This window comes from Pseudomonas sp. XK-1 (assembly GCF_038069885.1).
GTDB lineage: Bacteria > Pseudomonadota > Gammaproteobacteria > Pseudomonadales > Pseudomonadaceae > Aquipseudomonas.
In genome coordinates, this window is record NZ_JBBPES010000006.1 from 245,945 (window position 1) to 265,684 (window position 19,740).

Consider the following 19,740-nt stretch of genomic DNA (forward strand, 5'->3'; position numbering starts at 1 on the left):
GTGGGGAGATAAAGATGATGCGTGTACTTATGCAGTTCTCGGCCTGTTTCGCCCTGGGCCTGGCGGTGGCCTTTATGGTGCTGCTGGGACTGATGTTCTGCGCTCAGTTCGACCTGATCCAGGGCCTGCAACTGACCGGCCAGCCCCTGGCGCAACTGAGCCTGGCACTGCTGCCGGAGGCCTTCTGGGAAAGCCTGACCGGGTTGGCCGATGCGGCGCAAAACCGCCATGTGCAGTCCTTTCTCAGCCTGTGCATGGCCCTTGGGCAGGTCGGCTTACTGTTGGCCGCCGGCTTCTTCCGCCTGTGGTATGGGCGATGAGTGGGCATGTCGGTTTGCGCGAGGATGCGCAGGCGGGGCACAAGCTGGCGTTGCTGATCGCGGCGTTGTTTCCGCGGGGTACCGCCCCGCAGCAGCCGGCCGCAGGGTGTCGCGGGGCCGCCTGGGCTGTGCGCACGACCGGTAAGCGGGGGCTGTTTCCGGTGCATGGGGCAGCGGACGGCCGAAGCCCCGGTTGAACACCAGGCGCGCCATCGGCGAGCGCAGGTGTGGTGCGCACGGTGTTCAGCGGAATGCGATACCAGGCCCTGTATTCGGGGTCGACGCCGGCCGCCGCCAGGGGCTGATCCCAGCGGGTGCCGTCGCGTACGCCGGTACACTGCGGGTGTTCCACAGGTGCAGGCCCCAGCCCACGTAGGCGTTGTCATTGCGTTGGTAATACAGCAGGGCCTCGTCGGGGCCGGGTTCGAGCGGCTCGGCAGCGGCCGTGCTGGCCAGGCCTCCGAGCAGCAGGGTGAGCAGATAGCGCGGCACTCCGGCTCTGTGCATGGCGTGTCCTGAGTTTTTTGTTGTCAGGCGATGCCGTGCGTGGCAAGTGCCGCGGCACATTCTCTGCGTGGCCATTTCCGGGGGGCGTAGAGCTGCGCAGGAGAGGGGCTTAATGGCGGTTTGCCCTGGCTAATACCGCCTTGGGCGAGTCGTCGAGGCCGCTCGTGGCATCTCGCGCCGGCACCCGGCGGCTTCTTAGACTAAAGTCATCTCGCTTTCGGCCAGTTGCTGGTGGGCTTGCAAGTGCCTGTCAGCGCGACATAAAGAAGGTCGCGTGAAGCGCTGTCAGATGGCTAAGACCAAGGTCTAGCTGTCGATTCGGGTGGCCTGCTGCTAGCTTGAAGGTGCATGAGAATAACAATAACCGGAGGAGTTTATGACTTCTGATCAAGCTAACGCTGCAGCGTACTGGAAGGCGAATGTTCGGCTGATTACCTGGAGCCTGATTGTCTGGGCCCTGGTGTCTTACGGCTTCGCCATACTTCTTCGACCGATGCTGGCAGGTATTTCTGTCGGCGGTACCGACCTTGGCTTCTGGTTCGCCCAGCAAGGTTCGATCATCACCTTTGTCGTGATCATTTTCTTCTACGCCTGGAAAATGAACAGACTCGATAAAAAATTCGGTGTCGAGGAATAATCCATGAGCCAGTTTGTAATCAATATGCTGTTCGTGGGCGCGTCCTTCGCGCTCTACTTCGGCATCGCTGTCTGGGCCCGTGCAGGCTCGACCAAAGAGTTCTACGTCGCTGGCGGTGGTGTTCACCCGGTCACCAACGGTATGGCCACTGCAGCCGACTGGATGTCCGCGGCTTCTTTTATTTCCATGGCCGGTCTGATCGCTGCCGGTGGTTATGCCAACTCAACCTTCCTGATGGGCTGGACCGGCGGCTATGTGCTGCTGGCCATGCTGCTGGCACCGTACCTGCGCAAATTCGGCAAGTTCACTGTGCCGGACTTTATCGGTGATCGCTTCTACAGCAACGGTGCACGTCTGGCTGCAGTGGTCTGCCTGATCATCATCTGCGTCACCTACGTGATCGGTCAGATGGCCGGTGCTGGTGTGGCGTTCTCGCGCTTCCTCGAAGTGAGCAACTCTACCGGTATCTGGATCGCTGCTGGCGTGGTGTTCTGCTACGCGGTGTTCGGCGGGATGAAGGGCATTACCTACACCCAGGTTGCTCAGTACGTGGTGTTGATCATCGCTTACACCATTCCGGCGGTATTTATCTCCCTGCAACTGACCGGCAACCCGATTCCGATGTTCGGCATGTTCAGCGAGCACACTGAGTCAGGTGTACCGCTGCTGCAGAAACTCAATGAAGTCGTAGCGGGCCTGGGCTTTACCGACTACACCGCCGATGTCAGCAACAAGCTGAACATGGTGCTCTTCACCCTGTCGCTGATGATTGGTACGGCCGGTCTGCCGCACGTAATCATTCGCTTCTTCACCGTGCCGAAAGTCGCCGACGCTCGTTGGTCGGCTGGCTGGACTCTGGTGTTTATCTCCCTGCTCTATCTCACCGCGCCTGCTGTGGCGTCCATGGCGCGTCTGAACCTGCTGACCACTGTCTATCCGCAGGGTGCCGAGGCTCCAGCGCTGGCGTATGAAGAGCGTCCGGAGTGGGTGAAGACCTGGGAAACCACCGGTCTGATCAAGTGGGAAGACAAGAACACTGACGGTCGCATCCAGCTGTATAACGATGTCGCCCCTGCCTTCACTCCGACCGCCGAAGCTCGTGGCTGGAAGGGCAACGAGTTGACCGTTAACAACGACATTCTGGTACTGGCCAACCCGGAAATTGCCAACCTGCCGAGCTGGGTTATTGGTCTGATTGCGGCGGGTGCCATTGCTGCGGCGCTGTCCACTGCTGCCGGTCTGTTGCTGGCTATTTCCTCGGCGGTGAGTCATGACCTGATCAAGAACATGATCAATCCCAAGATCAGCGAGAAGGGGGAAATGCGCGCTGCGCGGATTTCCATGGCTATTGCCATCCTGCTGGCCACCTGGCTGGGGCTCAATCCACCAGGCTTTGCGGCGCAGGTGGTGGCGTTGGCCTTCGGTATTGCCGCGGCCACGCTGTTCCCGGCGCTGATGATGGGGATCTTCTCCAAGCGGGTAAACGACAAGGGCGCGATTGCCGGCATGCTGGTCGGCCTGGTGTTCACCGTCGTCTACATCTTCCTGTACCTGGGCTGGTTCTTCATTCCGGGCACCGCGACCTTCGCCAACACCCCGGACAACTGGATGTTCGGCATCTCGCCGCTGTCCATCGGTACCGTCGGTGCTGTGATCAACTTCGCGGTCGCCTATGCCGTGTCGCTGGTCAGCGTCGCGCCGCCGAAGGAGATTCAGGACCTGGTGGAAAGCGTACGTACTCCCAAAGGTGCTGGTGGCGCGTTGAGCCACTGAGCATAATCACCCCCGGTCATCTTTGATCAGGGTCTTGCCAGCGGGCCTCCTTGGGAGGCCCGTTTTATTTTCAGCTACCCATGGCACCCTCCTTTCCGGCGTGTCGCGGGCTGCGTTATCAACTGCGCCACGCAGTTTTTATTATCGGGAGTCAGTACATGTTGTGGACAATACTTGCCATCGTGGTATCGGGGCTGGGGGCGGCTGGTATTGCCATGCTGCTGCGCAAACTGACGGGCAACCGCTTGCCGAAGTGGATCATTCCCGCGTTTGGCGGTTTGGGCATGCTGAGCTATCAGATTTACTATGAGTACTCCTGGTTCGAACACCAGCTGCAGCGTCAGCCGGCTGAGTCGGTGCTGGTGGCCAGTGAAACCGGTGAGGTGTTCTGGCGACCCTGGACGTTCTACTGGCCGATGACCAAGGCCTTTACCGTGCTCGATAGCAAGAGTCTGCAGCGCCAGGAAGCGGACGGTAGTGTGATCGTCGCCTTCAACCTGTACCGCTTTGAAAAGCAGCATGTCGATCGTGTCACCCATCAGCCCCATCTGCTTAATTGCGCCACGGCGGAGCTGCTGCCTCTGGATGCAGAGAAAAAGCCGCTGCTGGATCAGCTGAAGCGCATTGCCAAGGATGATGAGCTCTACCGGCAGGTTTGCCAGTAGCCAATGAATTGAGATGGAACCCTGATCCGCAGTGCGGATTCAGGGTTTTGCCATAACAGCCTGCCTCCACTTGAAGTCGCAGGCGCTGGCATAGACCCAGATCAATGCGCCCGCCCGGCCGGCTCTCTAGAATCCCATCCCCCTTGGATTTCCGAGCCCGCGGTTTATGGCCACCTCCACCTATAGTCCCCCCGAACTGCTGTCCCCTGCCGGCACCCTGAAGAACATGCGCTACGCCTTCGCCTATGGCGCGGATGCCGTGTATGCCGGGCAGCCGCGTTACAGTCTGCGGGTACGCAACAACGAATTCGACCACGCCAACCTGGAAGCGGGTATCCGCGAGGCCCACGCCCAGGGCAAGCAGTTCTATGTGGTGGTCAATATCGCGCCGCATAACGCCAAGCTGAAGACCTTTCTGCGTGACCTGCTGCCCGTGGTGCTGATGGGCCCGGATGCGCTGATCATGTCCGATCCAGGCTTGATCATGCTGGTGCGCGAGCACTTCCCGCAGATGCCGATTCATCTGTCGGTGCAGGCCAACGCGGTGAACTGGGCCAGTGTCAAGTTCTGGCAGCAGCAGGGCTTGAGCCGAGTGATCCTGTCGCGCGAATTGTCCCTGGAGGAGATCGCCGAGATCCGCAGCGAAGTGCCGGGTATGGAGCTGGAGGTCTTCGTCCACGGCGCGCTGTGCATGGCCTATTCCGGGCGCTGCCTGCTGTCGGGCTATATCAACAAGCGCGATCCCAACCAGGGCAGCTGCACCAATGCCTGTCGCTGGCAGTACCAGGCCGAGGCGGGCCGCGAGAACGAGCTGGGTGAGATCGTGCAGATTGTCGAGCCGACCCTGGGCGTTGGCGCGCCCACCGAGCAGGTCTTTCTGCTGGAGGACGCCAGTCGCCCCGGCGAGCAGATGGCCGCCTACGAGGACGAGCACGGCACCTACATCATGAACTCCAAGGACCTGCGCGCGGTGCAGCATGTCGAGCGGTTGGTGAAGATGGGGGTGCACTCGCTGAAGATCGAGGGGCGCACCAAATCCCACTACTACGTGGCGCGCACCGCCCAGGTGTACCGCAAGGCCATCGACGATGCCGTGGCCGGCAGGCCGTTCGACAAGAGCCTGATGAACACCCTGGAGTCCCTGGCCCACCGAGGCTACACCGAGGGCTTTCTACGCCGCCATGTGCACGACGAATATCAGAACTATGAGCGCGGCAGCTCGGTTTCCGAACAGCAGCAGTTTGTCGGCGAGCTGACCGGCGAACGCCGCGGTGAACTGGCCGAGGTGCGGGTGAAGAACCGCTTCGCCGTCGGCGATGGCCTGGAGCTGATGACGCCCCAGGGCAATCTGCGCTTTACCCTCGCGCAGCTGGAAAACCGTCAGGGCCAGGCCATGCCGGTAGCCCCCGGCGACGGCCATGTGCTGTACCTGCCGGTGCCGGCGGATGTGCAGCTGGAATATGGTCTGCTGATGCGGGATTTGTAGCCGCCCGCTGCGGCGCTGCTATTGCGCTGTTGTAGGAGCACGCCATGCGTGCGATTTTTTCGCGGGCATGGCCCGCTCCTACGGGAGGCTTGTTAAGCAGGACTCTTACATCGAATGGGCGAGCTGGCGCCGCCGGCTGTTGAGCTGTTGCAGCAGCGCCGGCAGGCTATCGAGGCCCTGCTGGCGGGCCTTGCTGAACAGGATCCGGGCCAGCTCGGCGGTGGCCAGGGCGTCGGCGCTGGCCCGGTGGCCTTCACGCTGCAGACTGCGCTCATCGAACTCGGCCGGCTCGCTGAGCAGGCGCAGGCGTTCCATAGGCCAGGTGGGCAGTATCCATCTGATTGAGCGGCGCAAACTTCTGCAGGAACTCCATGGTGCCGTGGATGTTCTGCAATACGGCCGTTTTACCTGCCTGGGCGAATGCGTCCGCTATGCTCATGTGCAGCTTGGACGGTTCACTGGAGGGGTATGGGCGGCCTAGGCCGTGCGGATTCCCATTGAACGTAAGTCTAGGCGTTCTCCTCGGCAACGTATTTGGCTGACTTTGGTGACGCAATCCCTGTCGCCAATCATGGCGAAGTGCTTTCCCCGTCACCTGCTAGAGTTATCTGCAGCACAACTGGAGACGCGCATGTATTCCGCTATCTTGCTCGCGTTGCTGTTGAGCGCTGCAGCGTACACCTATGCCGAAGACCCGCTGCAGTCCGCCTTGAGCGAGCTGCAACCCAGCTCTTTGTCGGCCAGTGAACAGCGTGCCGAGCTGGCCTGGTTCGTCGAAGCGAGCAAACCCTTTCAGGGTGTGCAGGTGCGGGTGATTGCCGAGCGCATCCATACCCATTGGTACGAAGCCAACGTCTTGGCACCGCTGTTCAGCCAGCTCACCGGTATCCGTGTGATCCATGAGATCAGCGACGAAGACGATGTGGTGAACAAGCTGCGCACCCAGCAGGCAACCGGCCTGGCGCTGTACGACGCCTATGTCAGTGACAGCGATCTGCTCGGCCAGCATTTTCGCGACAACCGGGTGTTGGTGCTCAGCGACTTTATGGTCGGCGAAGGTGCCAGCGTGACCCTGCCGACGCTTGATCTTGCGGACTTTATTGGCCTGCCCTTCGTTACCGCGCCGGACGGTAAGCTCTATCAACTGCCCGATCAGCAATTCGCCAACCTCTATTGGTACCGTCAGGATTGGTTCGCCCGCCCGGAACTGCGCAAGGCCTTCCGCGAGCGCTACGGCTATGAGCTGGACGTGCCGCAGAACTGGTCCGCTTACGAGGACATCGCCGCGTTCTTTAGCGAGCAGGTCAAGGAAATCGACGGTCAGCGGGTTTACGGTCATATGGATTACGGCGGCTTCGACCCCTCGCTCGGCTGGCGCCTGTCGGACGCGTGGCTGGGCATGGCCGGCGTCGGCGACATCGGCCTGCCCAACGGTCTGCCGGTTGACGACTGGGGCATCCGCGTCGAGGATTGCCGCCCGGTCGGCGCGAGTATGGCCCGCGGCGGCGCTCTCGACAGTCCGGCGGCGGTCTATGCGCTGCAACACTACATCGATTGGCTGCAACGCTACGCCCCCGCCGATGCCAGGCAAATGAGTTTCAACCAGCACACCAATGTCGCGGCGCAAGGCCATATTGCCCAGCAGATCTTCTGGTACACCGCCTTTATCGCCGATTACGCCCGGGCGGGCTCGGCGGTGGTGGATGGCGACGGTAAGCCGAAGTGGCGGGTCGCGCCTTCGCCGCGCGGTGCCTATTGGCGCGAGGGGATGAAATCCGGCTACCAGGATGTCGGTGCCTGGACCCTGTTCAAGGCGACGCCGCTGCGCCAACGTCAGGCCGCCTGGCTGTATGCGCAGTTCGTGGTGTCGAAGAGCGTGTCGCTGCGCAAGACTCTGGTCGGCCTGACGCCGATCCGCCACTCCGATATCGAGTCGCCGGCCCTGCTCGCCGCCGCGCCCCGGCTCGGCGGGCTGATCGAGTTCTACCGCAGCTCCGCCGCCCAGCGCTGGACGCCGACCGGTGCCAATGTGCCGGACTACAGCGGCATGGCCAACCAATGGTGGCGCCAGTTGCACCCTGCGGTGGCCGGCCAGCTAAGCGCGGCTCAGGCCCTGCAGAACCTGGCGGCCGCCTTCGACCGCCATTTGCAGCAGATCGGCCAACGCCAGCAGCATATCTGCGCACCGAGGCTGAATCCGCCGCGCGCGCCCATCGAGTGGTTGCAACAGGCTGGCGCGCCCTGGCCGGCCTTGACCGACGAAAGGCCCGCTGGGCGGACCCTGCCCTATGAGGAGGCCCTGCGTGCCTGGGACTAGCGGCTGCTTCGCACTACTGCGGGCGCGCAGCGTCCTGGCCTGGCTCTGGGGCGGGCTATTGCTGGCGCTGCTGTGCAGCTTGCCGTTGCGTGCCGAAGTACAGCTGTACGCCTGGGAACGTCCGCCCTTGGTCCAGCAAACCGCCTCGGGTAAGGCCGAGGGCCTGGTGCCCGAGTTGGCCGAAGAGCTGTTCCGCCGCGCGCAAACCCCTTATCTGCTGCGTTTCATGCCGTTGCAGCGGGCGTTGCGCCAGGTGCAGCAGCAACCGGACAGCTGCGTGCTGCTAGTCGAACGCCAGCAGGAGCGCGAGCCGGGCTACGTCTGGATAGGTCCGGTACTGATTTCGCGCCTCGGCCTCTATGCCCGCGCCGATGACGACTTGCAGTTGTTCAGCCTGGAGCAGGCGCGCGGCCTGAGCATCCTCAGCCACCAGGGCTCGGGGGCGGGCAAGTACCTGCAAGGCATCGGCCTCGATGTGCACTATTCGAATAACGAAGCGCTCAATCTGCGCATGCTGCAGCGTCAGCGTTCGCGCTTATGGGCCACCAGCTCGGCGGTGGTGCGCGCCCAGCGGGATGGCCCCGCGCCGCGTGAGGTATTGCCTTTTTTGACCTTGATGGAAGACATCGCCTGCCATCCGCAGCTCGACCCGGCGCTGTTGCGGCACCTGCAAGCCGAACTGCGACAGATGTATGGCGACGGTTGGGTACAGGCATTGTACGGGCGCTATGGCATGCAGTTGGACTGACGCCTAGGCCGGTAACGGCGCGGCGAACTGGTCGAAGTGCGGGTAAAGAACCGCTTTGCCGTCGGCGATGGCCTGGAGCTGATGACGCCCCAAGGCAATCTGCGCTTTACCCTCGCACAGCTGGAAAACCGCCAGGGCCAGGCCATGCCGGTAGCCCCCGGCGACGGCCATGTGCTGTACCTGCCGGTGCTGGCGGATGTGCAGCTGGAATATGGGCTGCTGATGCGGGATTTGTAGGAGCACGCTGCAGCGCTCCGGCGATGCTTTTGAGCTGTTGTAGGAGCACGCCATGCGAGCGATTTTTTTTCGCGGGCATGGCCCGCTCCTACGGGAGGCTTGTTAAGCAGGACTCTTATATCGAATGGGCGAGCTGGCGCCGCCGGCTATTGAGCTGTTGCAGCAGCGCCGGCAGGCTATCGAGGCCCTGCTGACGGGCCTTGCTGAACAGGATCAGGGCCAGTTCGGCGGTGGCCAGGGCGTCGGCGCTGGCGTGGTGGCGTTGTTGCACCTGCAGGCCGAAATACTGGGTCCAGTCGTCCAGGCCGGCGTGGTTCAGCTTGGCCTGGGGACAGACCAGTGGGGCGATCTCGGCGACATCGAAGAAGGCATGGCGCAGGCGGTAGCCCAGGCTCTGCTTGAGCGCGCGGGCCAGCATGCGCTGGTCGAATTCGGCGTGGAAGGCCAGCAGCGGGCTGTCGCCGACAAACTCCATAAAACTCAGCAGGGCCTCGACCGGTTCGATGCCGTTAGCGATCTCGCTGGGGGCGATGCCATGGATCAGGGTGCTGGCGCTGGCCCGGTGGCCGTCACGTTGCAGGGTGCACTCGAACTGCCGGCTAAGGTCGATGCCGCCATTCTCGATCACCACCGCGCCGATCGACAGCACCTGGTCGCGGCGCATGTTCAGGCCGCTGGTCTCCAGGTCGAGGACGACGAAGCGTTGCTGGCGCAGGCTGCGTTCATCGAACTCGGCTGGCTCGCTGAGCAGGCGCAGGCGTTCCAGTTGGCTGTGGCTCAGGGCCGGGCCGCGCCCGGTAAACCAGGTGAACTTGCTCATAGCTGATACCTCAGCGCCAGGCTGCTTTGCAGGCGCTGTGCCTGGCGGAAGGATTCACGCAGGATACGCCGGTCCAGATGATTGAGATGATCCGGATCGACGCGGTTGGAATAGGGTTGGCCATCGCGTGCCTGCAGCTGATGCTGCTGCATGCGCGCCTGCTGGATGTAGTGGTAGGCCTCTTCGTAGGCCGCGCCGTCCTGGGCTTCGATCACGCCCTGGCTGCTCAGTGCACGCAGGCGCTCCAGGGTGTTGCAGGCTTCCACGCCATGGGCCAGGGCCAGCAGGCGGGCACCGTCGACAAAGGGCGTGAGGCCCTGCACCTTGAGGTCCAGGGTGTCTTTCTCGGCCCCTTTGCGGGCCACCACGAAATCGCGAAACATGCCGACCGGCGGGCGCTGGCGCAGGGCGTTCTCGGCCATCATGCGCTGGAACAGGATATTACCGGCCACCTGCTGGAGCAGACCCTGGCGCAATTGCTCGCAGCCCTGGGGTTCACCCCAGACCGCGCGCAGGTCGAAGTAGATGCAGGAGCTGAGCAGGTTTTCCGGCGTGGCTTCATGGACAAAGCTGCTGAAGCGTTTCGCCCACTCCTGGCGCGACAGGCACAGCTCTGGGTTGCCGGCCATGATATTGCCCTTGCACAGGGTAAAGTCGCACTGCGCCAGGCGCAGGTTGATCTCATGGGCCAGCGGCAGCAGGCGGCCGCGAATGGCGGCGGCCTCGGCGGCGTCGGCCGCTTCGAAGAGGATGCCGTTGTCCTGATCGGTGTACAGGGTTTGCTCGCTGCGCCCTTCGCTGCCGAATACCAGCCAGGTAAACGGCACGCCCGGGTCGCCCAGGTCTTCCAGGGTCAGCTCGATCACCCGGCACACGGTGTGATCGTTGAGCAGGGTAATCAGTTGGGTGATCTGCGTTGAGCTGGCTCCGTGGGCAAGCATGCTGTCGACCAGTTGGCGCACATCGCTGCGCAGCGCCGCCAGGGTCTCGACCCGGCCGGCGTGGCGAATGGTGCGCGCCAGGTGCACCAGATCGACGCGCTGCAGGCTGAACAGATCACGCTCGGAAATCACCCCGCACAGCTGGTCATGCTCGACCAGGCAGACGTGGGCGATATGCCGCTCGGTCATGGCCATCGCCGCATCGAAGGCGCTGGCATCCGGCGGCAGATGGAAGGGTGACTGGGTCATCAGACGGTCGATGGGCTGGGTCAGGTCGACGCCGTCTGCTACCACGCGGCGCAGGTCGCGCAGGGTAAATATGCCGAGCGGTTTCAGCTTGGGGTCAACGATCACGATGCTGCCGACCTGCTGCTCGTGCATCAACTTGACCGCATCGCGCAGCGGCATGTCCGGGCCGCAGCTGATCGGGTTGCGCATCGCCAGCACGCCCAGGCGGGTGTCCAGGGAGTATTGCGCGCCGAGGGTTTCCACCGCGCGCATCTGCACCTGTTGGTTGACCTGGTCGAGCAGGCTGCTGACCCCGCGCAGGGCGAAGTCGCGCAGCGGGTTGGACAGGGAGAACAGCTTGATAAATGCGGCTTTGCCCAGCAGCAGGCAGAAGGTGTCTTCGGCGGCCAGGTGCTCGGTGCGGGTGGCGCGTTCGCCGATCAGCGCGGCCAGGGGGAAGCATTCGCCGCTGGTGATCTCGAAGGTGGTCTCGGTGCCACGGCGTGCAGAGTGCGGGCGTTCGCCATGCACGCGACCCTGTTTGACGATATAGAAGTGCTCGACCGGGCCGTCGCTCGGCTTGATGATGGTTTCACCTTCGCCATAGAAGCGCAGCTGGCAGTTCTCCACCAGATAGGCCAGATGGGCAGTGTCCATCTGATTGAACGGCGGAAACTTCTGCAGGAACTCCATGGTGCCATGGATGTTCTGCAATACGGCCGTTTTACCTGCCTGGGCGAATGCGTCCGCTGTGCTCATGTGCGGTCTCGGGAGTTTGCTGTATAGGAATAATCGGCCGCTTCTGTCACCTGGGCCATTGGACATAAGTCTAGCCGCGGGCGCAGCACGATTTTGTAGTGTGTGCTGCGCGCACCAGCAATTTGCTGCCGGAGTTGGTGCGCACAGCTCACCCTACACCTTGCGGCCATTTGCTATGGGCTTATCGGCATAAAAAACCGCCCCGAAGGGCGGTTTTCTGTGTGGCTACAGCTGCGAATTACAGGCCGTTGGCGGCCTTGAATTCGCGGCGGCGGCGATGCAGGACTGGCTCGGTGTAGCCGTTCGGCTGCTTGGTACCTTCGACGACCAGTTCCAGGGCGGCCTGGAAGGCGATGTTGCTGTCGAAGTTCGGTGCCAGCGGACGGTACAGCGGGTCGCTGGCGTTCTGACGATCCACTACCGGGGCCATGCGCTTGAGGCTGGCAACGATCTGCTCTTCAGTGGCGATGCCATGACGCAACCAGTTGGCCAGCAGCTGGCTGGAAATGCGCAGGGTGGCGCGGTCTTCCATCAGGCCGACGTCGTTGATGTCCGGCACCTTGGAGCAGCCAACGCCCTGGTCAATCCAGCGCACCACGTAACCGAGGATGCCCTGGGAGTTGTTGTCCAGTTCGTTCTGGATTTCCTCGGCCGACCAGTTGGTGTCTTGAGCCAGCGGAATGCTCAGGATGTCGTCGACAGAGGCCGGCACGCGCTTGGCCAGTTCGGCCTGACGGGCGAACACATCAACCTTGTGGTAATGCAGGGCGTGCAGCGCGGCGGCGGTCGGCGAGGGTACCCAGGCGGTGTTGGCACCGGCCAGCGGGTGAGCGATCTTCTGCTCAACCATTGCCGCCATCAGGTCAGGCATGGCCCACATGCCCTTGCCGATTTGTGCACGGCCCTGCAGGCCAGTGGCCAGGCCGACGTCGACGTTGTTGTTCTCGTAAGCGCCGATCCACTTTTCGCTCTTCATGGCAGCCTTGCGCACCATGGCACCGGCTTCCATGGAGGTGTGGATCTCGTCACCGGTACGGTCGAGGAAGCCGGTATTGATAAACACCACGCGCTCGCTGGCGGCCTTGATGCAGGCTTTCAGGTTGACGGTGGTGCGGCGCTCTTCGTCCATGATGCCGACTTTCAGGGTGTTGCGTGGCAGGCCCAGGACGTCTTCGACGCGGCCGAAGATCTCGGTGGTGAAGGCGACTTCTTCCGGACCGTGCATCTTCGGTTTAACGATGTAGACCGAGCCGGTGCGGGTGTTCTTGCGGCTGGTGTTGCCATTGAGGTTGTGCACGGCGATCAGGCTGGTAAACAGGGCGTCCTGGATGCCTTCTGGAATCTCGTTGCCCTGGGCATCGAGGATCGCCGGGTTGGTCATCAGGTGACCGACGTTGCGAATGAACAGCAGGCTGCGCCCGTGCAGGGTCAGCTCAGAACCGTCCGCTTTGGTGTAGACGCGGTCCGGGTTCATGGTGCGGGTAAAGGTGCTGCCGCCCTTGGCCACTTCTTCGGCGAGGTCGCCTTTCATCAGGCCAAGCCAGTTCTTGTACACCACCACTTTGTCGTCGGCATCGACGGCGGCGACCGAGTCTTCGCAGTCCATGATGGTGGTCAGCGCAGCTTCCATCAGCACGTCTTTAACACCGGCGGCGTCGGTCTGGCCGACCGGGGTGCTGGCGTCGATCTGAATTTCGAAATGCAGGCCGTTGTGCTTGAGCAGCACAGCGATAGGCGCGTCGCTTGCGCCCTGGAAGCCCACCAGTTGCGCGTCGTCACGCAGGCCGCTGTTGCTGCCGCCTTTGAGGCTGACAACCAGCTTGCCGGCTTCGATGCGGTAAGCGGTGGAGTCGACGTGGGAGCCGGCTGCCAGCGGCGCGGCTTCGTCGAGGAAGGCGCGGGCGAAGGCAATCACCTTGTCGCCGCGAACCTTGTTGTAGCCACGGCCTTTCTCGGCACCGCCTTCTTCGCTGATCACGTCGGTGCCGTACAGGGCATCGTACAGCGAGCCCCAGCGGGCGTTGGAGGCGTTGAGGGCGAAACGCGCGTTCATCACAGGCACAACCAGCTGTGGGCCGGCCAGACGGGCGATTTCTTCGTCGACGTTCTGCGTGGTGGCCTGGAAGTCAGCAGGCTCCGGCAGCAGGTAACCGATTTCTGCAAGGAAGGCCTTGTAGGCGACCGGGTCATGGGCCTGGCCTTGACGCGCCTGGTGCCAGGCGTCGATCTGCGCCTGGAGCTGGTCGCGCTTGGCGAGCAGGGCACGGTTTTTCGGGGCCAGGTCATTGATGACCGCCTCGGCACCCTCCCAGAATTTCTCGGCAGCGATGCCGGTACCGGGGATGGCTTCGTTGTTCACGAAGTCGAACAGTACTTTGGCAACCTGCAGGCTGCCTACTTGAACGCGTTCAGTCATCACTTGCCTCACTCTGCTCAGCTCTACTCAATAGCCGCGTCGGACATGGGAATTAAGTCATGTAGTCCGAGGCGCGGCATACTACATCAAGATCCGGGGAAAATCAGTGGGTGCGCGTCGCTCGGCGACCAAGAAGTGCTTTGCGGTCACTACATGCAGTGATTTGTCGCGTTAAATTTCGAATATTGTTTCATATAAGTTAAAAAACAGTACACAACTTATTGTCGGGTGCGTTCGGCTCCAGCCTCGGGCGCTCTGGCTATACTGCTGCGGCCCTTCTCTGGAGTGCTGACCCATGCCCATACAGGCGGCCACTGCGGCCGATCTCGACGAACTGGCCGCGCTGTTTACCGGTTATCTCACCTTCTATGAGGTGGCCAAGCCCCTGACGGCGGTACGGGACTTTCTCGCCGCCCGTCTGCGTTGCGGCGACTCGACCCTTCTGCTGGCCCGGGATGACCAGGGCGTGGCCTGCGGCTTCGTCCAGCTCTACCCGTTTTATTCCTCCCTGGCGCTGGAACCGGCCTGGTTGTTGAGCGATCTTTATGTGAGCGAGGCGGCGCGTCGCCAGGGTGTCGGCGAGGCGCTGATGAATGCCGCCCGGGCGCATGCCGAGGCCAGCGGTGCCTGCGGTTTGCAGTTGGAGACGGCAAAGAGCAATCTGCCAGGACAGGCCCTCTACGAACGCCTCGGTTATATCCGCGATCAGGCGTTTTACACCTACTGGCTAGGCTTGCCCTGAGCGGCCAGCGAACAAGGAGTTGCATATGGATCATCTGGTATTGACGGTAATCGCCCAGGATCAGCCCGGCCTGGTCGAGCGTATCGCCCAGTGCATCAGCGAGCACGGCGGTAACTGGCTGGAAAGCCGCATGTCGCGCATGGCCGGGCAGTTCGCCGGGATCCTGCGGGTCGATGTGCCGCTGGATGCGCACTCCGGGTTGGTCACGGCGCTGGAGGAGTTGCAGGCCCATGGCATCCGTGTGCAGATCGCTGCAGGCGGTACCGCGCCGGCGACCGTCTGGCAGGCCATTCGCCTGGAGCTGGTGGGCAATGACCGTCCGGGCATCGTGCGCGACATCACCCGTCTGCTCAGTAGCCATGGGGTCAACCTGGAAAGCCTGAACACCGAAGTGGTCCCCGCACCCATGAGCGGCGAGCTGCTGTTCCAGGCCCAGGCTGTGCTGGGCGTACCGCAGAGCCTGAGCCTGGAGCAGCTGCAGACGCACCTGGAAACCCTGGCCGATGACCTGATGGTGGAGTTAAAGCTGCAGACCGAGGACTAACATCGAGTGTTATCCACGCTCCATGTGGATAACTCTGTGGGTAGCATGAGGAGCCCCGGAGCACGACCTAGTGCCCCGGGGCTTTTTGCTAAGTGCTTATTTTTTAAGCACTTAGCAACTGGTTGTGCACAGAGGCCGGGGATGCTTCTGTGGATAAGCCGGGGGCAACTGGCTGCAGCGCAGGCGCTGCGCCCGCTGCATGGGATTGGTTGTTTTTTAGGCGATGCCCTGATGCCCTTGGCTCGCCGCTAAGGGTGGATGGCCGGACTTTGTAGGGTGCGCCGTGCGCACCGAGAATCCGCCGCTGAAGTTGAAGTTCGACCCAGAGTTGGTGCGCACGGCGCACCCTACCCATGCCCCTGATACCGCCATACGGCATTCCGCCGTTTTTATACCGCCTGACGTTTGCGTAGGCTGAGCCAGGCATCCAGGCTGTAGAGCGCCAGGCCGGCCCAGATGCAGATAAAGGCCAGCAGGGTGCTGGGGGCGAAATGCTCGTCGAACAGGAAGATCGCCTGCAGCAGTACCAGGGTCGGCGCGAGGTACTGCAGAAAGCCCAGGGTGGTGTAGGGCAGATGGCGGGCGGCGGCGTTGAAGCACACCAGCGGCACCAGGGTGATCGGCCCGGCGGCGATCAACCAGAGCGCCTCCGGGGTGCTCCAGAAGTCGGCCTGGGTGCTCATCGCCGCGGGGTTCAGCAGCAACCAGCCAAGTGCCAGCGGCAGCAACAGCCAGGTTTCCACCACCAGGCCGGGCAGGGCGGCGACCGGTGCCTGTTTACGGATCAGTCCATAGAAACCGAAGGTCAGCGCCAGCACCAGGGACACCCAGGGCAGGCTGCCCAGTTGCCACACCTGCTGCGCCACGCCAAGGGCGGCCAGGCCTACCGCCAGCCATTGCAGGCGGCGCAGGCGCTCGCCGAGAATCAGCATGCCCAGCAGCACATTGACCAGCGGGTTGATGTAGTAGCCCAGGCTGGCTTCGAGCATGCGCTCGTTATTCACCGCCCACACATACACCAGCCAGTTGCTGGCGATCAGCACACCGCTCAGGGCCAGCACGGCGAAGCGCCTGGGGTTGCTCCGTAGTTCGCGCAGCCAGCCGGGATGCTTCCATACCAGTAGCAACAGCGCGCCGAACAGCGCCGACCAGAGTGCGCGATGGACGATGATTTCCAGCGCCGGCACGCCCTGAATGGCTTTGAAATAGAGCGGGAACAGGCCCCAGATAATGTAGGCGGTCAGGCCGAGAATATACCCGCGGCGCGGGTTGGCGGTGGCCATGGAGGGTCCTTGCTTAGGCTGCTAACTAAAGACCTAGGATTCTAGTCGGGGCGGCGCGGGCTTGTCTGGGCGGGCAGGTTTTTCTTCAATGCCATAAGCCAGTTAGCTGTAACAAAGACGTTACGGCTAAACGGGCAACTGTAGTGCTCAGCCCTGTAGCCCGGACTGCGCTGCGCCTATCCAGGCTACGGAGTGCATGGGCCTAGGGCTTTTGGTGCGCGCGGCGCACCCTACACGTCAGGCCTGTAGCCCGGATGCAATCCGGGGCACCATTCGCGGATTGCCTCCGGGCTACCCAGGGTGTGTCAAAACAGCCTTAGCGGCTCTTCATCCAGGGCCGACAGTTGCTCGCGCAGGATCAGGATCTGCTCGCCCCAGTAACGCTCGCTGCCGAACCAGGGAAAGCTGATGGGGAACGCCGGATCGTCCCAGCGCCGCGCCAGCCAAGCGCTGTAATGCATCAGGCGCAGGCTGCGCAGGCCTTCGATCAGTGGCAGTTCGCGTGGGTTGAAGTCGTGAAATTCCTGGTAACCGTCCATCAGCTCGGATAGTTGGCCGAGACGCTCGTGGCGCTCGCCCGCCAGCATCATCCACAGGTCCTGCACCGCCGGGCCCATGCGGCAATCATCGAGGTCGACCATATGGAAGGTGTCGTCGCGGCATAGCAGGTTGCCGGGGTGGCAGTCGCCATGCAGGCGGATGGCTTTTACCGGGTTGGCGGCGAACAGCGCATCCAGGCGTTTGAGCAGGTCGCGGGCCACCGATTCGTAGGCCGGCAGCAGGCTGCGTGGAATAAAGTTGCCATCGAGCAGGGTGGCCAGGGATTCGTGGCCAAAGTTACTGACCTGCAAGGCTTCGCGATGGGCGAAGGGGCGCAGCGAGCCCACCGCATGCAGACGGCCGAGCAGCTGGCCGAGGCGATACAGTTGGTCGAGGTTGCCCGGCTCCGGTGCGCGGCCGCCACGGCGGGGGAACAGGGCGAAGCGAAAGCCGGCGTGCTCGAACAGGGTTTCGCCATCGCGCACCAGGGGCGCGACCACCGGCACTTCGCACTCGGCCAGTTCGAAGGTGAAACTGTGCTCTTCGCGAATCGCCGCGTCAGACCAGCGATCCGGGCGGTAGAACTTGGCGATCAGCGGCGTCTCATCCTCGATGCCCACCTGATAGACGCGGTTCTCGTAACTGTTGAGGGCCAGCACGCGGGCGTCGCTGAGGTAGCCGATGCTCTCCACGGCATCCAGCACCAGGTCGGGTGTGAGTGCGGCAAAGGGATGGGACATGGGCGACTCCGGAACAATTGGCCGCAGAGTGTAGCGCTTCTGCATGGCCGGGCGGGATTTGGGCGTGCCGTAGGATGCGGTTGAGCGTAGCGATACCCATCACCGCGAATCGGGGTGTCAGTCACCTGGCTTTGGCGTGCGCGCCAGGCAGTACACATCGACCCGGGCCGCGCCGGCTTTGTTTAATAGACGCGCCAGGCTCTCGGCGGTTGCACCGGTGGTCAGCACATCATCGACCAGGGCTATATGCCGGCCGGCGACTGCGCTTTCCGATGCCAGGGCAAAAGCCTTGCGCAGGTTGCGTTTGCGCGTGGCGGCATCCAGTTGCTGCTGCGCCGGCGTATCGAGCACCCGCTGCAGCCAGGCGTCCTGTCTGGGCAGTTGCAGGGCGGTGCTCAGCCATTGGCCGAGCATCGCCGCCTGGTTAAAGCCGCGCTGGCGTTGCCTGCGGCTTGCCAGGGGCACGGGCAGCAATAGGTCGGGGCGCGGCAGCCCCTCATCGAAGGCGTGCACTAAATGCTGTGACAAAAGCTCGCCGAGCAGACGTCCCAATGGCCACCTGGCCTGGTGCTTGAATCGGGTTATCAGGCTGTCGATGGGAAATGCGTAGCGCCAGGGCACCTCGACCTTGCTAAAGCTCGGTGGCTTCTTCAGGCAGGCTCCGCACACCAGACCGTGGCTGGGTAGCGGCAGGGCGCAGACCTGACAATGCCCGCCCAGCCAGGGCAGCTCGGCCTCGCAGCTGGTGCAGATGGCCAGCGCGCCGTCTGCGGCTTCGTCGCAGAGCAGGCAGTGCTGTTTGTTTTTTAACCAGTTGTAAACCTGGTTGGTCTTGCTGGGTTGACAGCGCATAAGCCTTCCATAACTATGCCGAACATCCGTGTGCGTCTGCTGAATCTAGCAGGGCGCAGCCAACAATAAGGAATTACCGATGAGCGCAACCACCGCCGCCAACCTGCGTCACGACTGGACCCTCGCCGAGGTCAAGGCGCTCTTCGAGCAACCCTTCAACGACCTGCTGTTCCAGGCGCAGACCGTGCACCGTGCGCACTTCGATGCCAACCGCGTACAGGTCTCGACCCTGCTGTCGATCAAGACCGGTGCCTGCCCGGAAGACTGCAAGTACTGCCCGCAATCCGGCCACTACAACACCGGTCTGGAAAAGGAAAAACTGCTGGAAGTGCAGAAGGTGCTGGAGGCGGCCGCCGAGGCCAAGGCCATCGGTTCCACCCGTTTCTGCATGGGCGCGGCGTGGAAGCATCCCTCGGCCAAGGACATGCCCTATGTGCTGAAGATGGTCGAAGGGGTCAAGGCCCTGGGCCTGGAAACCTGCATGACCCTGGGCAAGCTCGATAAGGAGCAGACCGCGGCCCTGGCTGCCGCCGGTCTGGACTACTACAACCACAACCTGGACACCTCGCCGGAGTTCTACGGCAATATCATCACCACCCGCACCTACGCTGACCGCCTGGAAACCCTGGCCTATGTGCGTGACTCGGGGATGAAGATCTGCTCCGGCGGCATCCTCGGCATGGGCGAGTCGCTGGACGACCGCGCCGGCCTGCTGATCCAACTGGCCAACCTGCCAGAGCATCCGGAGTCGGTGCCGATCAACATGCTGGTGAAAGTGCAGGGCACACCGCTGGCCGACGAGCAGGATGTCGATCCGTTCGACTTTATCCGCATGCTCGCCGTGGCACGAATTATGATGCCGCAGTCCCACGTGCGCCTGTCCGCTGGCCGTGAGGCGATGAACGAGCAGATGCAGGCCCTGGCGTTCTTTGCCGGTGCCAACTCGATCTTCTACGGCGAGAAACTGCTGACCACCGCCAATCCGCAAGCCAATCAGGACATGCAACTGTTCGCCCGCCTCGGTATCAAGCCGGAAGAGCGCCAGGAGCATGCCGACGAAGTGCACCAGGCCGCCATCGAGCAGGCCCTGGTCGAACAGCGCGATTCCAAGCTGTTCTATAACGCCGCGGTCTGATTTCCCCAGGTAGGAGCGGGCCATGCCCGCGAAGGCTGCGAGCACTTCGC

17 protein-coding genes and 2 pseudogenes are annotated in these 19,740 nt (G+C 62.7%); 11 read left to right on the top strand and 8 right to left on the bottom strand.

The window, feature by feature from the left end; all coding sequences use genetic code 11:
• Window positions 1–14 precede the first annotated feature (14 nt).
• Window positions 15–320 (top strand): hypothetical protein, encoded by a 306-nt coding sequence (locus tag WMW70_RS17250; RefSeq protein WP_445942157.1) that lies wholly within the window; start codon window positions 15–17, stop codon window positions 318–320.
• 243 nt (window positions 321–563) lie between these two features.
• Here WMW70_RS17250 and WMW70_RS17255 read toward each other — a convergent pair whose 3' ends face one another.
• Window positions 564–827 carry a hypothetical protein gene (locus WMW70_RS17255; RefSeq protein ID WP_341438689.1) on the bottom strand — a complete coding sequence of 88 codons (264 nt, stop codon included), beginning with the start codon at window positions 825–827 and terminating at the stop codon, window positions 564–566.
• A gap of 376 nt (window positions 828–1,203) precedes the next feature.
• Here WMW70_RS17255 and WMW70_RS17260 point away from each other — a divergent pair, with 376 nt between their 5' ends.
• The 4 genes from WMW70_RS17260 (at window position 1,204) to trhP (ending at window position 5,388) form a co-directional block, all read left to right on the top strand.
• Complete coding sequence (locus tag WMW70_RS17260) at window positions 1,204–1,464, top strand: DUF4212 domain-containing protein (protein WP_341438690.1); 261 nt, start codon at window positions 1,204–1,206, stop codon at window positions 1,462–1,464.
• Window positions 1,465–1,467: 3 nt separating this feature from the next.
• Window positions 1,468–3,237 (top strand): sodium:solute symporter family protein, encoded by a 1,770-nt coding sequence (locus WMW70_RS17265; RefSeq protein WP_341438691.1) that lies wholly within the window; start codon window positions 1,468–1,470, stop codon window positions 3,235–3,237.
• 158 nt (window positions 3,238–3,395) lie between these two features.
• On the top strand, window positions 3,396–3,902 hold the full coding sequence (locus WMW70_RS17270) for a hypothetical protein (RefSeq protein WP_341438692.1): 507 nt from the start codon (window positions 3,396–3,398) through the stop codon (window positions 3,900–3,902).
• A 166-nt stretch (window positions 3,903–4,068) separates the two neighbouring features.
• Window positions 4,069–5,388 (top strand): prephenate-dependent tRNA uridine(34) hydroxylase TrhP, encoded by a 1,320-nt coding sequence (gene trhP, locus WMW70_RS17275; RefSeq protein ID WP_341438693.1) that lies wholly within the window; start codon window positions 4,069–4,071, stop codon window positions 5,386–5,388.
• Window positions 5,389–5,493: 105 nt separating this feature from the next.
• Here the strand turns inward: trhP and WMW70_RS17280 are convergent.
• Window positions 5,494–5,637 (bottom strand): annotated as a pseudogene (locus WMW70_RS17280) (3'-5' exonuclease); the annotation flags it as partial.
• A 382-nt stretch (window positions 5,638–6,019) separates the two neighbouring features.
• Here WMW70_RS17280 and WMW70_RS17285 point away from each other — a divergent pair.
• From WMW70_RS17285 to WMW70_RS17295, 3 genes and pseudogenes are all read left to right on the top strand, one after another.
• A complete protein-coding gene (locus WMW70_RS17285; RefSeq protein ID WP_341438694.1) occupies window positions 6,020–7,705 on the top strand; it encodes an ABC transporter substrate-binding protein in 1,686 nt (561 codons plus the stop codon).
• Window positions 7,692–8,453, top strand: coding sequence for a substrate-binding periplasmic protein (locus WMW70_RS17290; protein WP_341438695.1), 762 nt, complete (start codon window positions 7,692–7,694; stop codon window positions 8,451–8,453). Before WMW70_RS17285 ends, WMW70_RS17290 begins: the two co-directional genes overlap by 14 nt.
• A 15-nt stretch (window positions 8,454–8,468) precedes the next feature.
• Window positions 8,469–8,690 (top strand): annotated as a pseudogene (locus WMW70_RS17295) (U32 family peptidase C-terminal domain-containing protein); the annotation flags it as partial.
• 115 nt (window positions 8,691–8,805) lie between these two features.
• Here WMW70_RS17295 and WMW70_RS17300 read toward each other — a convergent pair.
• The 3 genes from WMW70_RS17300 to WMW70_RS17310 form a co-directional block, all read right to left on the bottom strand.
• Complete coding sequence (locus tag WMW70_RS17300) at window positions 8,806–9,510, bottom strand: 3'-5' exonuclease (RefSeq protein WP_341438696.1); 705 nt, start codon at window positions 9,508–9,510, stop codon at window positions 8,806–8,808.
• A complete protein-coding gene (locus WMW70_RS17305) occupies window positions 9,507–11,438 on the bottom strand; it encodes a putative nucleotidyltransferase substrate binding domain-containing protein (protein WP_341438697.1) in 1,932 nt (643 codons plus the stop codon). The genes WMW70_RS17300 and WMW70_RS17305 overlap by 4 nt, the downstream gene beginning before the upstream one ends.
• Window positions 11,439–11,676: 238 nt before the next feature.
• Window positions 11,677–13,854: a malate synthase G gene (locus WMW70_RS17310; protein ID WP_341438698.1), complete on the bottom strand. Its 2,178-nt coding sequence runs from the start codon at window positions 13,852–13,854 to the stop codon at window positions 11,677–11,679.
• 295 nt (window positions 13,855–14,149) lie between these two features.
• Between WMW70_RS17310 and WMW70_RS17315 the strand changes: the two genes are divergently transcribed.
• Window positions 14,150–14,596, top strand: coding sequence for a GNAT family N-acetyltransferase (locus tag WMW70_RS17315; protein ID WP_341438699.1), 447 nt, complete (start codon window positions 14,150–14,152; stop codon window positions 14,594–14,596).
• A gap of 25 nt (window positions 14,597–14,621) precedes the next feature.
• The gene (locus WMW70_RS17320) at window positions 14,622–15,140 is read left to right on the top strand and encodes a glycine cleavage system protein R (protein WP_341438700.1); all 519 of its coding nucleotides are present in this window, start codon (window positions 14,622–14,624) and stop codon (window positions 15,138–15,140) included.
• A 389-nt stretch (window positions 15,141–15,529) separates the two neighbouring features.
• Here WMW70_RS17320 and rarD read toward each other — a convergent pair whose 3' ends face one another.
• From rarD to WMW70_RS17335, 3 genes are all read right to left on the bottom strand, one after another.
• Window positions 15,530–16,423: an EamA family transporter RarD gene (gene rarD / locus WMW70_RS17325; RefSeq protein ID WP_341438701.1), complete on the bottom strand. Its 894-nt coding sequence runs from the start codon at window positions 16,421–16,423 to the stop codon at window positions 15,530–15,532.
• A 305-nt stretch (window positions 16,424–16,728) separates the two neighbouring features.
• On the bottom strand, window positions 16,729–17,703 hold the full coding sequence (locus WMW70_RS17330) for a serine/threonine protein kinase (protein ID WP_341438702.1): 975 nt from the start codon (window positions 17,701–17,703) through the stop codon (window positions 16,729–16,731).
• A 117-nt stretch (window positions 17,704–17,820) separates the two neighbouring features.
• Window positions 17,821–18,555 (bottom strand): ComF family protein, encoded by a 735-nt coding sequence (locus WMW70_RS17335; protein WP_341438703.1) that lies wholly within the window; start codon window positions 18,553–18,555, stop codon window positions 17,821–17,823.
• Window positions 18,556–18,634: 79 nt separating this feature from the next.
• On the opposite strand from WMW70_RS17335, the gene bioB reads away from it, so the two are divergent.
• The gene (gene bioB / locus WMW70_RS17340; protein WP_341438704.1) at window positions 18,635–19,690 is read left to right on the top strand and encodes a biotin synthase BioB; all 1,056 of its coding nucleotides are present in this window, start codon (window positions 18,635–18,637) and stop codon (window positions 19,688–19,690) included.
• The last annotated feature ends 50 nt before the right edge of the window (window positions 19,691–19,740 follow it).

Coding starts and splice junctions, on each gene's coding strand:
- WMW70_RS17305 (WP_341438697.1), bottom strand. CDS start 11,438: ATGAGCACAGCGGACGCATTCGCCCAGGCAGGTAAAACGGCCGTATTG.
- WMW70_RS17255 (WP_341438689.1), bottom strand. CDS start 827: ATGCACAGAGCCGGAGTGCCGCGCTATCTGCTCACCCTGCTGCTCGGA.
- WMW70_RS17330 (WP_341438702.1), bottom strand. CDS start 17,703: ATGTCCCATCCCTTTGCCGCACTCACACCCGACCTGGTGCTGGATGCC.
- trhP (WP_341438693.1), top strand. CDS start 4,069: ATGGCCACCTCCACCTATAGTCCCCCCGAACTGCTGTCCCCTGCCGGC.
- WMW70_RS17270 (WP_341438692.1), top strand. CDS start 3,396: ATGTTGTGGACAATACTTGCCATCGTGGTATCGGGGCTGGGGGCGGCT.
- WMW70_RS17250 (WP_445942157.1), top strand. CDS start 15: ATGATGCGTGTACTTATGCAGTTCTCGGCCTGTTTCGCCCTGGGCCTG.
- rarD (WP_341438701.1), bottom strand. CDS start 16,423: ATGGCCACCGCCAACCCGCGCCGCGGGTATATTCTCGGCCTGACCGCC.
- WMW70_RS17315 (WP_341438699.1), top strand. CDS start 14,150: ATGCCCATACAGGCGGCCACTGCGGCCGATCTCGACGAACTGGCCGCG.
- WMW70_RS17265 (WP_341438691.1), top strand. CDS start 1,468: ATGAGCCAGTTTGTAATCAATATGCTGTTCGTGGGCGCGTCCTTCGCG.
- WMW70_RS17260 (WP_341438690.1), top strand. CDS start 1,204: ATGACTTCTGATCAAGCTAACGCTGCAGCGTACTGGAAGGCGAATGTT.
- WMW70_RS17310 (WP_341438698.1), bottom strand. CDS start 13,854: ATGACTGAACGCGTTCAAGTAGGCAGCCTGCAGGTTGCCAAAGTACTG.
- WMW70_RS17285 (WP_341438694.1), top strand. CDS start 6,020: ATGTATTCCGCTATCTTGCTCGCGTTGCTGTTGAGCGCTGCAGCGTAC.
- WMW70_RS17320 (WP_341438700.1), top strand. CDS start 14,622: ATGGATCATCTGGTATTGACGGTAATCGCCCAGGATCAGCCCGGCCTG.
- WMW70_RS17335 (WP_341438703.1), bottom strand. CDS start 18,555: ATGCGCTGTCAACCCAGCAAGACCAACCAGGTTTACAACTGGTTAAAA.
- bioB (WP_341438704.1), top strand. CDS start 18,635: ATGAGCGCAACCACCGCCGCCAACCTGCGTCACGACTGGACCCTCGCC.
- WMW70_RS17300 (WP_341438696.1), bottom strand. CDS start 9,510: ATGAGCAAGTTCACCTGGTTTACCGGGCGCGGCCCGGCCCTGAGCCAC.